The sequence below is a fragment of the Streptomyces puniciscabiei genome (genome assembly GCF_006715785.1).
GTDB classification, from domain to species: Bacteria; Actinomycetota; Actinomycetes; order Streptomycetales; family Streptomycetaceae; genus Streptomyces; species Streptomyces puniciscabiei.
Genome location: NZ_VFNX01000001.1, coordinates 888,780 through 903,602, shown reverse-complemented (window position 1 = coordinate 903,602; position 14,823 = coordinate 888,780). Strand labels below are relative to the sequence as shown.

The following is a 14,823-nucleotide window of genomic DNA, read 5'->3' as shown; positions in this document are numbered from 1 at the left end:
GTGGATGGACGGCGCCCTGAGCCGGGTCAGGAGACGACCTTCTCGCGGGCGACCGCCTCGTAGAGCGCCTTGATGTTGCCGCTGCCGAAGGTGCGGGCGCCGTGCCGGTCGATGACCTCCCAGAAGTACGTCTTCCGCACGTGCTGGGACTGGGTGAAGATCTGGAACACCTGGCCCCAGTGGTCCTCGTCGATCAGGACGTTGGTCCGGCGCAGGTCCTCGATCGCGAGCTCGGAGCGCTCGAAGCGCTCCTTCAGCTGGTCGTAGTAGGAGCCCGGCGTCTGCAGGAAGGTGACGCCCCGCTGCTCCAGGGTCTGCACGGTGCCCACGATGTCGTCGCAGAGCAGCGCCACGTGCTGGACGCCGGCGCCGCCGTGGCGGGCGAGGAAGGTGTCGATCTGGCCGGGCTGGCGGTCGGTGACCGGCTCGATCAGGGTGAAGGTCACCTTGCCGGACGGGCTCTGGACGACCTTGGAGTCCATCGCCTGGGAACCGACCTCGATGAACTCCTCGAAGATCTGCGAGAAGCCGAAGACGTGCTCGTAGAACGCGACCGTGGGGCGCAGTTGGCCCGCGGGCAGGCAGATCGCCGCGTGGTCCACGGTGCTGAGCAGTTCCTCGCCCGCCTCGGGGTCCGCGGCGATGATGTCCATCACTCCGGGCAGGAACTGCTTGCGGTCGCCGGTGCGCTGGACGAACCGGTGGGCCACGTCACCGAAGCCCAGGACCGCGGCGGTGACCACCTCGGTGCCGTCCTTGCTGTGGACGGTGGGCTGTTCGACGGCGACGGCGCCCCGCTCGACTGCCAGCTCGAAGGCACGGGTGGCGTCGTCGACCTCGAACGCGATGTTGGCGACGCCGTCACCGTGCTGCATCACGTAGGACGCGGCCGGGTGGGTGGGGTTGAGGGCGGAGGTGAGGACGACCTCGATGCCGCCCTGGCGCAGCAGCAGCGAGCGGTGGTCGGCCTGTCCTGTCTCGGGGCCGGCTTGGCCGCAGATACGGAAGCCGAAAGCGGTGCAGAGGTAGAACGCGGACTGCTGGGCATCTCCGACGTAGAACTCGATGTGGTCTACGGCCCCGATGTTCATGTAAAACCCTTCTGCTTCCATCGTCGACAGGAGGAGGTCGAGATGTCGATAAGTTTTTGGGAAGGGACTGCCTGGCGAATCAGGAGATTCGGGTGCGAACGTCGCACTAGACAGGGGAGAACTCGTTCAGCGGCGACCAGACACCGTAGTCGCCCCGACGGTAGAGAAGTGGCTCGCGGGGAAAGGTCTCAGCGCCTTCCACCCGGCCTACGAAAAGCCAATGGTCACTCACCTCGATCGCATTCTCAACCCTGCATTCCGCAAAGCCGAGTGCGATTTCGGTGAGCAGCGGAGCGCCTCCGGCAACGGCCGAGGGTCGCCATTCGACATGTGCGAACTTGTCCGTGGCCTTGCTCGCGAACACCTGCGAGGCGTCACGCGCGGACGAGGAGAGGAAGTTCACCGCGAACGCCTGCGACGAAACGATCGCCGGCAGCGTGCGGGACCCCTTGCCGACGGAGACCAGCAGCGTCGACGTCGCCGCCGACACCGAACAGACGGCGTTGCTGGTGAAACCGTACGGCTCACCCGCTCCGTCCATTGCCGTGACGATGGCGATCGGAGTCGGGAACGAGCCGAAGAGTTCGCTGAAGCGTACAGAACCGACGTCCATCAAGTTCCCCCGCGGAGCAGCTCGTGAATGTTTTCTGGCAGGCCGAAGCAACCGACGGCCCGTGATGGTGTGGTGCGGCCCGGTCCGGGATTCCTCACTGCGGCACCGGAGCGGTTTCGATCCGGAAATCGGCGATGATCTTCCGGATGTCCTCCGCCACAGCCGACTCGTCGCCGATGAGGATGAACCGCCCGCTGTGCACCGCGTCGTAGCTACCGCCGGGCTGCATCACCTCGCCGGGGGTCGGTACCAACTCCCGCCAGATCGTGGCGAAGCGGTCCCGCATGGAGGTCACCGAGACGACCTCGGCCGGCAGTCCGGCGGGCTTCGGGATGATCAGCCAGCCGCCGGACGGGTCGCCCGTCTGCGGCGGGACCGTCGCCCCGCCCTCACACAGGGCGTCCAGCCAGAGCTCGAAGAGGTTGACCCCGAAGAGCTTGTCCGTGAGGTACGGCACCTCGGCCCCGCCGATCCGGCCCGCGATCTCCAGGAACACCAGGTCCCCCCCGGCCGTGACGAAGAGCTCGAGGTGGAACGGCATGGAGGTCATGCCCAGACCCGACACGCACTGCCGGGCGAACTCGTGCACACGGTCGCGCAGCGGGGAGTCCTGGACGACGACGGAGCCGAGGGGCTGCCGGCCGGCCTCGAAGGCGAGGCAGTCGCCGATGTAGCGGGACACCGCCATGAACGGGATCTGCGAGTCCTCGCCGGCAAACCCGTCCACGTGGTAGATCGGCCCGTCGATGAACTCCTCGAGTTCGTAGTCCCCGGTGTCGATCTGATCCAGCAGCGTCGTGAGCGTGGCCTCGTCCTCGACGCGGTGCACCCCCCTGCTCCCCGCGCCGGACAGCGGCTTGAGTATCAGTGGGAATCCGATCATCCGCGCGAAGTCCACTGCGGACTCGGGGTTGTCGCAGGAAGCGAACCGAGGCACGCGGATACCGGCCTTCGCCGCGGCTTCCTTCATCCGCAGCTTGTTCCGGTAGAGGGCCACGTCCTCGGGTCGCGGACCGGGGATGTCGAGTGCCGCGCGGACTTCGGCCGCGACACCGAGCGTGGCCTCCGACACGGCTACGAGCCGGTCGACCGGGCCGAGGTGGTCCGTGATCCTCTGAACCGCTCCGCGAACTGCCTCGAAGTCGTTGAGGTCTTCGACCTCGACCAGGTCGGCGATCTGCTCGGGATCGGCAAGGACTCCGGTGGCGCCGACCGCGTCGACCACGTAACTGACCTGGTGCCGCTCATGGTCGATGAGCTCCTCGAAGCGGCCCATCGAGAAGTCCCAGCGCGGCCCCTCCTGGAACCTCGGCCACCGGTTGATGACGACAATGTGCATGGTTACTCCTCCGTAGCTGTTCACTTGCGCGATCGCCGGCTTTGCCGCAGGTCGGACGCGCAATTCATTCGGGTGGGGTACGTGAACAGCCACGCTGCTCCGTCACTGCGGCGCCAGCCTTGATCGGCATCGTCCGCGGGGTGAACTCGATCGCTTCCTTTGGTTCGTCACACGTATTCGCGACGAGCACCGCAGGGCTTCGTTTCGCGAGATTGCACGGCCGCCTGGCTACGGTCCTGGCAGCGCGCGCAGATGGTCGCCCTGCTCGCTCAGGACGCCTCTGCCTCAAGACGGCGAATCAGGGGAGCGACATGAGTGAAGAAGTTCCTCATCTCGTCCCGGGTCGGCCACCCCGAGAAGATGAATTCACTGATACCCGCGGCCTTGTAGCTGTAGATGTACTGGGCCACCTCTTCATAGCTCCCGACGATGCACAGGGCCGGACCCCCGCGGTAGGCCACGGCACCCGTCCAGATGTAGGGCGAGAGCCATTCGTCGACCGCGGAGTTCGCCAACTTGTAGGAGGACGTCACCGCCTCGGAGTCGGTGGTGCTGAGCGCATGGCGGACCCACTCCTTGTGGTCCTCGTTCGGATTGCGCACGAGCTCGGCAAGCTCCGCCACGGCCTCCTCGCGGGTGGGACGAGCCAGCACGTGCATGCGGGTACCCACGCGGCACCCGCCTTCGACGAGCGGCCGGCTGGCCTGTGCCAGGGCCTCAGGGGTGTCTCCGTACCGCAGCCAGCAGTCCCCCAGGGCCAGCGCGGTCTGCTGCGCCACGGCCGAGGCCCCGCTGAGGTAGATCTGTGGCCGCACTCCGCCGCTGTATCCGAGGCCGAGCTCCGTGTCCTTGAGCGTGTAGTGCTGCCCGTCGTAGCTCAGCGGTGACTCGCCCTCCCAGAGACCCCGGAGGATCTCCAGGAACTCGTTGCAGCGCGCGTACCTCTCGTCATGGCTGAGGAAGTCGCCGTATCCGGCCTGCTCCGCGGGAGAGGTACCGGACACGATGTTGAGGGCGATGCGCCCGTCCGTCATCCAGGAGAGAGTGTTGACGACCTGAGCGAAGAGCGGCGGTGTCATCAGGCCCGGCCGATAGGCGAGCATGAACGTGACACGATCAGTGACCTGCGAAAGCGCCCCGATCACCGGGATCGGATCGGGCAGTCGCTTGGAGATCCCGAACAACAGGCTGTCGACGCCGAGTTCATCGGCCTCCTGCACGAAGTCCCTGACTTCCCCCATGTCGAGCTTGCCCATGTTGTAGGGATCCGTGGGCTTCGCCTGTCCCGTGTCGGGCGGCGAGCACCAGTGCAGGCGCAGGGGGTTCATGTTCGATCCTTCCTTCCGTGTCAGGTGCTGACCACGCGTACGCGGTCACCGATCTCGTACCAGCGCTCGAGCGCCTCTTCCGGGGAGTCCGCGGTGAAGACGACGGCCGCGATCCGACAGCTGTAGTCCGCCTCATCGGTCTTGATGCCGACGCCCGGTTCGATGAGGACGTGGCTCCCCATCACCCACGGCTCGGACGTCAGCTCGTCCCAGCCTTCGAGCCGCGCGTACGAACCCGCGCCGCCCGCGGTCAGGAAACGAATGCCAGTCGCCTTGGCGACCGGCTCGCCATGCGCCGCCGCGCTCTGGGGATCCGCGCCGGTGATGTCCGCGAGGACCCTTCCGGGCAGCCTGAGGCCGGTGACCATCTCCATGAGCTCGGTGATCTTGCCGCCGGGCAGGCGCGCGGCCACCTCGATGAGTACGGGGCGCCCCTCACTGAGGCGCAGTTCGCAGTGGAACGGCCCCGTCGTGATCCCCACCGCCTTGACGACATCCGCGGCGTACGACGCGAGTTCGTGGCGGACAGCCTCGTCGAGCGGCGCGGGCGTGAGATGCCCCAGCTCCAGGAACCGCGGCTCGGGGCCGAGCAGCTTCCGCGTCACCGCCACAACGGTGACTTCGCCGTTGCTGACGTAGCCGTCGGCGCTGTACTCCGTTCCAGCCACGTACTCTTCGACCATCACGTCGGCGGTCAGCGGCCGGTCGAACTCGAGTCCCTCCTCGGCGTGGATCGCAGACACCGCCCGGCGCGCTTCTTCGAGAGAGTCGACGCGCGACACGTGAACGCTCCCGCCGGAATCGACCGGCTTGATGACTGCGGGGAAGCCCACGTAAGCACATGCTGCATCGAGTTCCGCCAGCTCACGGACCACAGTGAACCTCGGTACGTGCAGGCCGGCCGCAGCCACCGCCTCGAGCATCCTCGCCTTGTGCCGGACCTGGTCCACGGCCGTGCCGGCCAGCCCGGGCAGCCCCAGCCGCGCGGACAGCCGGCCGGCTGCCGGCACGTAGTACTCGCCGCCGGCGACAACAGCATGAATGGCGTTCCGCTGGTGGGATTGGACGACGGCAGCCTCCAGGACGTCCCCGGAGTTGGTATCCGTCACGATCATCTCTGTCGCGGCAGATCGCACGAACTCGGCGACCCTTCGGCCTTCGGCCTCATAGGAGGCCACCACGACGTCCCAATTGAGAGAACGGGCATGAGTGATATAGGCGTTCGCGGAGAACGCGGGTTGCACCACCAGGACACGATAAGGCATAGGGTTTCCTCGAGTTCTAGCTCTGAGCTCGGCCATGGTTCACGTGACGAGAAGTCAGACCTCAGCGCATTGAGGATCAACGCCGTTCACAGCCACCATTGACGGAGAACTGGAAGTGGACCGGCACGCGCACTCCGAGAAGTCCCCCGAAGTCGATGGGCGATAATCCACTCGGTGGAGCGGTGGCTTGTCGCGCTCCGGCGCATCGGGCAGCGGGAACCCGCCGCGCTCTCCGCGCGGTCAGGATGCGGAGGGCTTCACAGCATTCCAGCCGACATCGCCGGCTGTTACCACACTTGAACCGACCGCAGACGCCGGAGTGACGGACGGCGAGAACGAGCCGTGCCCCATAGCCATCGCCACGGCCACACCGGCGATGCCGCCGATGAATGCGACACGTACGGTGCGCGTCATACGAATCAGAATTGCACGAACATGCATGCTGCATCTATCCATTCACCGAAGCCCATTGGGCGCGAGGTGGAAGGTCGGCTTGGCCCGAGCTGTCTCGGTAGTTGTTCACGCACCCCGGTTCGGGTGAATGGCGCGACCGGCCTGTGGCAAGGCTGACGATCGCAGTCGAGGCAGAACAGCACATTCGCGCCTCGCCCAACTTTTCCATCCGTTTCCATCAATTCGGTACACGAATCCCCCCGGCAGCAATCAGGCTCTGACCTGCACCCAATCCTTCCTGCATCACCCCCGAGCAGGCCAAGCGCTAAGATGGCTCCGGTTCCTGCAGTGCCGATCTTCACGGGGTTCAATATGGACAAAGAGGAAAAATGGGAAGGGCTCACGACCAGGCCGACCACCACGGGCAACGAGGCAGACGCTGAGAGTCACCGCCGTCACGCCGTTCCGCCGAACGCTCTGACGAAGCCGGAAGAGTTCGTCCAGGGAATGGCCAAACACCTGACGGACTTAAGGCGACTCGTCGATGAACAGGCCAGCCGACTGCACGACGTGTCGTACGCAGTCACGAGCAGGAACTCGGATATCCGCGAAATTCACGGCCTGTCCGCCATCGCTCAGGCCATCGATGACGCCCTGTCGGGCTCCCGGCGGGAAATTCTTACCGCGCAGCCGGACGGTCCTCGCCCGAGGGAAGTTCTCGACGACGCCTTGGAAAGCGTGCGACGTCACGTAGCCGCCGGCGTCGTCATGCGTACGCTCTATCAACACACGACGCGTTTCGACGAGGCGACAAAAGAATATGTCCAGAAGGCAACAAGCCTCGGAGCTTCAGTCCGGACGCTCGACGAGTTCTTCGACCGCCTGATCATCGTGGACGACGTCGCCTTCATCGCGGCGAACGCAGACCGCACCTCTGCGGTCGCGGTGAGCGAGCCGGCCGTCGTCGGCTTTCTCCGTGACATGTTCAACAGGTCGTGGGATCGAGCAAAGCCCTTCCCGTTCGTCCCGAGTTATGCAGCGATGGCGGCAAAGGAAGTCATGCCCGCAATGCGTGACTCGATCAAGCGCCTGCTGATCAACGGCTACCCGGACAAGCAGATAGCCCGGCGGCTCGGCATCAGTGAGCGGTCGTTGCAGGGCCACATCGCCACCATGAAGCGAGAGCTCGATGCACAAAACCGGATGCAGATGGGCTATCTCTGGGGCAGAGGCGAGGGTGAGTAGGACGGTCTGAGAGGGCGAACCACGGCGGCATGTCCGATGCGCCGAGGTGTCGTCGACTGCTGAAGCGTCATCTGCTCGTAGGGGGGATGCCCGGCGGATCCGAGGTTGCGGGCGGCGTTCTCGGCGCGGCTCGGGCAGGTCGGCGAAGGTCGACCCGGCCGCGCTGACGCTGCTGGTACGGCCGTGGCCCACGGGCTCGTGTCGGCAACGAAGTGACCGTGCCGTCGTTACGCAAGGCCGCCGGCGACTCCCTGGCGCCGCGCCGCTCATTCGGGTTCGAGCTGGACGAACCGGGCCTCGGCGTCCAGCTTGCCGACAGCCTGGACGCGGAAGGCGCCGGGCTCCTCACGGTCGAGCATGTGTTGCAGTGGGCCACCGCGCCGGGCGCGTGGCCCTATTGGCACTGGCTGAGGCTGAGTGCCGCACGCGGATTCGCAAGTTGCTCATGCCATCGATGCCCGGCAGGAGCTTCTGCCGGCACGCCTGCTGCCGCGCGGCTACCGGCGGGTCCCGACGTTCTGGTTCAGCGACGCCGGCACAGCCAGGCCTATGTCGGCCGCGGACGCGCGACCGTCGGCGCTGCACGCGGCCACCTACTCGGCCTTGCCCGGGTCAATCCAGCGGAGCGAAGTCCCGGCGATGGCGAAAACCCCGCCGAGGGTCAGCCAGCCCCATACCGGGAACTGCAGCACGCCGCTTGTCATCACCACCGGTGCAAGCGATGTCGCTGTGGAGGTCCCTGATTGGAACAGGCCCTGGTAGGCGCCGGCTTGGCTGTCGGGTGCGAGGTTGTAGCTCAGCGTGGTACTCGAGGCCGCGAAGTACACCTCGGCGATCGTCATGACCAGCGCCGCGCCCAGGACCAGGATCGTCGCCGCGATCGCCGACCCGGATCGTGACACGACGAAGACTGCGCAGCCCAGGGCCAACAGCCATCCAGCGCGCTCGCCGACCCGGATGGCGCCGACACTGTCCTCGGTGCCCTTGCTGAGGCGAACCTGGAGCAAGGCGACGAGGGCTGTGTTCAGCACGAGCGCCATCGCCACGGTCGCCCGCGGTGCGCTCGTGTCGCGGACCACCCACAGCGGCAGGCCGACTTCGAAAATGCCGAACTGAAGCGCCAGGACCGTGCATATCGCGCAGAATAGAACATAACGCCGATCCCGTAGGACGCCCGAGCGTCGGCGGTCTTGCCCGGTGGCTGCGGCGGCGGTCGTCCAGGTGATCGGAAGGCCGGCCAGCAGGGCCGCCGCGACGACGAAGGTCAGACAGTCAGCGACGATGACGGCAAAGTAGGCGGTAGCCGTGTTCACGGCGAGCGCAAGGCCGCCGACGCCCGCGCCGAGCCCGACCCCGACATTCGCCAGTGCTCGAAGCTTCGCCCGCGCCTTGACCACACCGTCCCGTGGCAGCGCTGTCGCCAGCAGTGCCCGGTACGCGACCACTGCCCCGCGATCCACCGCGGTGATCGGGCAGATCAGCATGAGGAACAGCCAGAACGAATGAACTTGCGTATAACCCAGGATCCCCACGGCCTCCGCGGACCAGAGGATCATCAGCACACGGCGGGCACCCCAGCGGTCGCAGGCCCGGCCGAACGGCACGGAGGCGAGGATGCCGCAAACGCCGCCGGCAGCCAGTCCTGTGCCGAACTGGGCCGCCGTCATGTCCCCGACGTGCGTGAAGAACAGCGCACTGTTCACCCGGAACAGACCGTTGCCGAATGTGTTGATCAGTGTCAGAGGCACGAGCCGCCTGGCCGCGTGGTTCGCGGACGCCCCGGAGCCTTCGGCCCGGGGTGCCCGCGTCTTGGGTAGCGCAGGCATGAGGGAGCGGATTCCCACAGAGTTTCCTCGAATTCTAGCTCTGGGCTCGGCTATGGTTCGCGTGACGAGACATCAGACCTCAGCGCATTGAGGACTACCGCCGGCGAACCCCGCAGCGATCAAGATCCGACCTGGGCCGGTCCGCTCGTTCGAGGTACGTGAACAGCTACCCCGCCACCTCGAACCTCCGAGAGGCCTTACGGCCCGAGGGCCCATCCTTCCCCCACCGCCCCCGAGCAGGCCAGGCCCCAAGACGGCTCCGGTTTCTGCACTGCCAATGTTCGCGGGGTCCAATGGGGACTTCCCGGGGACTTTCCGCCGGACTGGCGAACCAGGAGTCAATGCCCGCAAGCTCACGCGCGCCCGCCTGCGGCACGAAGCGAGTATAGGTTCGGGGGGTGAAGGCCGGGTCGGAGTGGCTTAGCCAGTTCGCCGGCGAGACGATCGACTGGCCGGCCTCGAGCATGACCGACGCGTAGGTGTGGCCGAGGGCCCGCCCCAATGACGGTCCATCAACAACTGGTGGACGGTACCTTTCCACATCCCATGGACGATCCGGCCGAGGATCGCCGATCCGGACGGCGGAGAGCGTGGCGTCCCAGTCCCCGATGGCGCGGGACGCCTACGGCGTGAATCCGGCTGCCGCGCAGGCGGCCACACCGATGTCATGAAGCATGCCGGTAGCGGCGAAGATCCAGGTCTCCTCCGTCAGGTCGGCCATCCCCATGGCGAAGCTCTCCGGTGGATCGGCCTCGCCAGGGACGTACGCAGCATCGGCCGGTCCGTCTTCAGCCGTGCCACGGCGGGCAGGATCAGCGCCGCACCCCATCCGGCCCGCTGAATAGCAGGTCAGACAGGGTGCGGGCATCGTCGTATCAAATGTCCCGGAAGATTTCGATCTGCGCCCCGATGGTGTTCAGGCGCTCGGCGAGATCCTCGTAACCCCGGTTGATGACGTACACGTTGCGCAGCACCGACGTGCCCTCGGCCGCCATCATGGCCAGCAGGACGACGACGGCGGGGCGCAGGGCCGGCGGGCACATCATCTCGGCGGCGCGCCAGCGGGTCGGGCCCTCGACCAGGACCCGGTGCGGGTCCAGCAACTGCAGGCGTCCGCCCAGGCGGTTGAGGTCGGTGAGGTAGATCGCGCGGTTGTCGTAGACCCAGTCGTGGATGAGGGTCTTGCCCTGCGCGACGGCCGCGATCGCCGCGAAGAACGGGACGTTGTCGATGTTCAGGCCCGGGAAGGGCATGGGGTGGATCTTGTCGATCGGCGCTTCGAGCTTGGACGGGCGGACGGTGAGGTCCACCAGCCGCGTACGGCCGTTGTCCGCGAAGTACTCGGGGCTGCGGTCGTGGTCGAGGCCCATCTCCTCCAGGACCGCCAGCTCGATCTCCAGGAACTCGATGGGGACGCGGCGCACGGTCAGTTCGGACTCCGTCACCACGGCGGCGGCCAGCAGGCTCATCGCCTCGACCGGGTCCTCGGAGGGGGAGTAGTCCACGTCGACGTCGATGTTCGGCACGCCGTGCACGGTCAGCGTGGTGGTGCCGATGCCCTCCACCCTGACGCCGAGGGCCTCCAGGAAGAAGCACAGGTCCTGGACCATGTAGTTGGAGGAGGCGTTGCGGATGACCGTCACACCGTCGTGCCGGGCGGCGGCCAGCAGCGCGTTCTCGGTCACGGTGTCGCCGCGCTCGGTCAGTACGATCGGCCGGTCGGGGCGGACCGTGCGGTCGACCCGCGCGTGGTACTGGCCCTCGGTGGCCGCGATGTCCAGACCGAACCGGCGCAACGCGATCATGTGCGGTTCGATGGTCCGCGTGCCGAGGTCACAGCCGCCGGCGTACGGCAACTTGAAGTGGTCCATACGGTGCAGCAGCGGGCCGAAGAACATGATGATCGAGCGGGTGCGCACGGCGGCCTCCGCGTCGATCGCCGCCATCTCCAGCTCGGCCGGCGGCACCAGTTCCAGGTCGACGCCGTCGTTGATCCAGCGGGTGCGCACGCCGATGGAGTTGAGCACCTCCAGCAGGCGGTACACCTCCTCGATCCGTGCGACCCGGCGCAGCACCGTGCGCCCCTTGTTGAGCAGCGAGGCGCACAGCAGCGCGACGCACGCGTTCTTGCTCGTCTTCACATCGATGGCACCGGACAGACGGCGACCGCCGACCACACGCAGATGCATCGGGCCCGCGTACCCCAGCGACACGATCTCACTGTCCAGGGCCTCACCGATGCGGGCGATCATCTCAAGGCTGATGTTCTGGTTCCCGCGCTCGATGCGGTTGACCGCGCTCTGACTGGTGCCGAGCGCCTCGGCGAGCTGCGTCTGTGTCCAGCCCCGGTGTTGCCGGGCGTCACGGATGAGCTTGCCGATGCGTACGAGGTAGTCGTCTGCCATGAGGTTGAGGTTATCTCAGATATGAGATGGTGCCCGGCCGGGGGGTCCATTCGGGTGACGGCACGTCAGCCGACCAGCGGCAATACCGGTTTGTCCGGAATGTCGACGGCGGACGGGCTCTCCATCCGATTACCCCTGTTTGGCGTACTGATGGGCGGAGAAGGTGGACGTCTCCAAGGGGGGTGGTCGCGCTCGGGGTGGTTCGGGCATGACCATCCAGCGGTCATGTACTAGAGTTATCTCGACATCGAGATATCTGCCAGGCGCACCGCAGCCGCCACCCACTAAGGGTTACCTAACTTAGCCTTACCTTAGCGGATCGGCCGGACCGGCGTGGCGGCAGGATTGACGGTGGTACGCGCACATCAATGAAGGAGACTGTCGTGTCGGCGAACAGCTTCGACGCCCGCAGCACGCTGCAGGTGGGCGACGAGTCGTACGAGATCTTCCGGCTGGACAAGGTGGAAGGCTCGGCTCGCCTTCCGTACAGCCTGAAGGTGCTGCTGGAGAACCTGCTCCGCACGGAGGACGGCGCGAACATCACCGCCGACCACATCCGCGCGCTCGGCAACTGGGACTCCCAGGCCCAGCCCAGCCGGGAGATCCAGTTCACGCCGGCCCGCGTGATCATGCAGGACTTCACCGGCGTGCCCTGTGTCGTGGACCTCGCGACCATGCGTGAGGCCGTGAAGGAACTCGGCGGCGACCCGGCCAAGATCAACCCGCTGGCGCCGGCCGAGCTGGTCATCGACCACTCCGTCATCGCCGACAAGTTCGGCACCAACGAAGCCTTCAAGCAGAACGTCGAGCTGGAGTACGGCCGCAACAAGGAGCGCTACCAGTTCCTGCGCTGGGGCCAGACCGCCTTCGACGAGTTCAAGGTCGTACCCCCGGGCACCGGCATCGTCCACCAGGTGAACATCGAGCACCTGGCCCGTGTCGTGATGGTCCGCGACGGCAAGGCCTACCCGGACACCCTGGTCGGCACCGACTCGCACACCACGATGGTCAACGGCCTCGGCGTCCTCGGCTGGGGCGTCGGCGGCATCGAGGCCGAGGCCGCCATGCTCGGCCAGCCGGTCTCCATGCTCATCCCGCGCGTCGTCGGCTTCAAGCTGACCGGCGAGCTGCCCACCGGCACCACCGCCACCGACCTCGTGCTCACCATCACCGAGATGCTCCGCAAGCACGGTGTGGTCGGCAAGTTCGTGGAGTTCTACGGCGAGGGTGTGACGGCCACGAGCCTCGCCAACCGCGCCACCATCGGCAACATGTCCCCGGAGTTCGGCTCCACCGCCGCGATCTTCCCGATCGACGACGAGACCCTGAACTACCTGCGCCTGACCGGCCGCTCCGACCAGCAGGTCGCCCTCGTCGAGGCCTACGCCAAGCAGCAGGGCCTGTGGCTGGACCCGAAGGCCGAGCCGGACTTCTCCGAGAAGCTCGAGCTGGACCTGTCCACGGTCGTCCCGTCCATCGCCGGCCCGAAGCGCCCGCAGGACCGCATCGTCCTCGCGAACGCCGCCGAGCAGTTCAAGCTGGACGTCCGCAACTACGTGGACGACATCGACGAGGCGGGCAAGGAGTCCTTCCCGGCCTCCGACGCCCCGGCCGTCCACCCCAACGGCTTCCCGTCCAACCCGGTTCCGGTCACCGCCCCCGACGGCACGACCTACGAGCTGGACCACGGTGCGGTGACGGTCGCGGCCATCACCTCCTGCACCAACACCTCCAACCCGTACGTCATGATCGGCGCCGCCCTGGTCGCCAAGAAGGCGGTCGAGAAGGGCCTGACCCGCAAGCCCTGGGTCAAGTCCACCCTCGCCCCGGGTTCGAAGGTCGTCACCGACTACTTCGAGAAGGCCGGCCTCACCCCGTACCTGGACAAGCTGGGCTTCAACCTCGTCGGTTACGGCTGCACCACCTGCATCGGCAACTCCGGCCCGCTGCCGGAGGAGGTCTCCAAGGCCGTCAACGACCACGACCTCGCGGTCACCTCGGTCCTCTCCGGCAACCGGAACTTCGAGGGCCGGATCAACCCCGACGTCAAGATGAACTACCTGGCGTCCCCGCCGCTGGTCGTCGCCTACGCCATCGCGGGCTCCATGAAGGTGGACATCACCCGTGACGCCCTGGGCACCGACCAGGACGGCAACCCGGTCTACCTGAAGGACATCTGGCCGACCGAGGCCGAGGTCAACGACGTCGTCGCGAGCGCCATCGGCGAGGACATGTTCTCCAAGTCCTACCAGGACGTCTTCGCGGGCGACGCACAGTGGCAGTCCCTCCCGGTCCCGACCGGCAACACCTTCGAGTGGGACCCGCAGTCCACCTACGTCCGCAAGCCCCCGTACTTCGAGGGCATGGGCATGGAGCCGGCCCCGGTCGAGGACATCACCGGCGCCCGCGTCCTGGCCAAGCTCGGCGACTCGGTCACCACCGACCACATCTCCCCGGCCGGCGCCATCAAGGCCGACACCCCGGCCGGCCAGTACCTCACGGAGCACGGCGTCGAGCGCCGCGACTTCAACAGCTACGGCTCCCGCCGCGGCAACCACGAGGTCATGATCCGCGGTACGTTCGCCAACATCCGCCTGCGCAACCAGATCGCGCCGGGCACCGAGGGCGGCTACACGCGTGACTTCACGCAGGAGGGCGGCCCGGTCTCCTTCATCTACGACGCCTCCCGCAACTACATCGAGCAGGGCATCCCGCTGGTCGTCCTGGCCGGCAAGGAGTACGGCTCCGGTTCGTCCCGCGACTGGGCGGCCAAGGGCACCGCGCTGCTCGGTGTGAAGGCGGTCATCGCCGAGTCGTACGAGCGCATCCACCGCTCCAACCTCATCGGCATGGGCGTGCTGCCGCTGCAGTTCCCGGAGGGCGCCTCGGCCCAGTCCCTCGGCCTGACCGGCGAGGAGACCTTCTCCATCTCCGGTGTGACCGAGCTGAACGACGGCACCACGCCGCGCACGGTCAAGGTCACCACCGACACCGGTGTCGAGTTCGACGCGGTCGTCCGCATCGACACGCCCGGTGAGGCCGACTACTACCGCAACGGCGGCATCATGCAGTACGTGCTGCGCAACCTGATCCGCAGCTGAGCGGCAGGGCCAAGCGGTTCAGGGCCGCATCCCCGTGCCGGGGGTGCGGCCCTTCGCCGTCCCCCCTTCACCCGCGCCGATCCCTCCCGCACCCGCACGGGCCTCGGCGAGGGCTTCGCGGGGCTCGGCCTCGCGGTGGCGGCGGCGATCACCGGGGTCACCGGGGCCGTATCGACGTGCACAGCGCGCCGGGCCGCACCGGGTTCCGTATCGAACT

The 14,823-nt window shown here is 67.0% G+C and carries 9 protein-coding genes; 2 read left to right on the top strand and 7 right to left on the bottom strand.

The annotated features are described in order from the left end of the window. Window positions 1-26: 26 nt before the first annotated feature. From hppD to FB563_RS04065, 5 genes are all read right to left on the bottom strand, one after another. Window positions 27-1,091 (bottom strand): 4-hydroxyphenylpyruvate dioxygenase, encoded by a 1,065-nt coding sequence (gene hppD, locus FB563_RS04085; protein WP_079048803.1) that lies wholly within the window; start codon window positions 1,089-1,091, stop codon window positions 27-29. Between the two features lie 106 nt (window positions 1,092-1,197). Then, window positions 1,198-1,704 (bottom strand): flavin reductase family protein, encoded by a 507-nt coding sequence (locus tag FB563_RS04080; protein WP_055706644.1) that lies wholly within the window; start codon window positions 1,702-1,704, stop codon window positions 1,198-1,200. A 94-nt stretch (window positions 1,705-1,798) separates the two neighbouring features. Next, window positions 1,799-3,043: an ATP-grasp domain-containing protein gene (locus FB563_RS04075; RefSeq protein ID WP_055706645.1), complete on the bottom strand. Its 1,245-nt coding sequence runs from the start codon at window positions 3,041-3,043 to the stop codon at window positions 1,799-1,801. Window positions 3,044-3,312: 269 nt separating this feature from the next. Then, window positions 3,313-4,371: an LLM class flavin-dependent oxidoreductase gene (locus tag FB563_RS04070; RefSeq protein WP_055706646.1), complete on the bottom strand. Its 1,059-nt coding sequence runs from the start codon at window positions 4,369-4,371 to the stop codon at window positions 3,313-3,315. A gap of 20 nt (window positions 4,372-4,391) precedes the next feature. Further along, entirely contained in the window at window positions 4,392-5,636 is a 1,245-nt protein-coding gene (locus tag FB563_RS04065; RefSeq protein ID WP_159045516.1) for an ATP-grasp domain-containing protein, read from the bottom strand. Between the two features lie 741 nt (window positions 5,637-6,377). On the opposite strand from FB563_RS04065, the gene FB563_RS04060 reads away from it, so the two are divergent. Next, window positions 6,378-7,274 (top strand): LuxR C-terminal-related transcriptional regulator, encoded by an 897-nt coding sequence (locus FB563_RS04060; protein WP_055706648.1) that lies wholly within the window; start codon window positions 6,378-6,380, stop codon window positions 7,272-7,274. Between the two features lie 593 nt (window positions 7,275-7,867). Here the strand turns inward: FB563_RS04060 and FB563_RS04055 are convergent. Together FB563_RS04055 and FB563_RS04045 are read right to left on the bottom strand one after the other, a co-directional pair. Beyond that, a complete protein-coding gene (locus tag FB563_RS04055) occupies window positions 7,868-9,022 on the bottom strand; it encodes an MFS transporter (protein ID WP_159045517.1) in 1,155 nt (384 codons plus the stop codon). A gap of 953 nt (window positions 9,023-9,975) precedes the next feature. After that, window positions 9,976-11,505, bottom strand: coding sequence for a helix-turn-helix domain-containing protein (locus FB563_RS04045; RefSeq protein WP_055706650.1), 1,530 nt, complete (start codon window positions 11,503-11,505; stop codon window positions 9,976-9,978). 383 nt (window positions 11,506-11,888) lie between these two features. Here FB563_RS04045 and acnA point away from each other — a divergent pair, with 383 nt between their 5' ends. Further along, window positions 11,889-14,606, top strand: a complete 2,718-nt coding sequence (acnA, locus tag FB563_RS04040) for an aconitate hydratase AcnA (protein ID WP_055706651.1) — start codon at window positions 11,889-11,891, stop codon at window positions 14,604-14,606. Window positions 14,607-14,823: the final 217 nt, after the last annotated feature.

Bases quoted from the DNA above. Each gene is read 5' to 3' on its own strand.
- FB563_RS04065 (WP_159045516.1), bottom strand. From the start codon at position 5,636: ATGCCTTATCGTGTCCTGGTGGTGCAACCCGCGTTCTCCGCGAACGCC.
- FB563_RS04070 (WP_055706646.1), bottom strand. From the start codon at position 4,371: ATGAACCCCCTGCGCCTGCACTGGTGCTCGCCGCCCGACACGGGACAG.
- FB563_RS04045 (WP_055706650.1), bottom strand. From the start codon at position 11,505: ATGGCAGACGACTACCTCGTACGCATCGGCAAGCTCATCCGTGACGCC.
- FB563_RS04075 (WP_055706645.1), bottom strand. From the start codon at position 3,043: ATGCACATTGTCGTCATCAACCGGTGGCCGAGGTTCCAGGAGGGGCCG.
- hppD (WP_079048803.1), bottom strand. From the start codon at position 1,091: ATGAACATCGGGGCCGTAGACCACATCGAGTTCTACGTCGGAGATGCC.
- FB563_RS04080 (WP_055706644.1), bottom strand. From the start codon at position 1,704: ATGGACGTCGGTTCTGTACGCTTCAGCGAACTCTTCGGCTCGTTCCCG.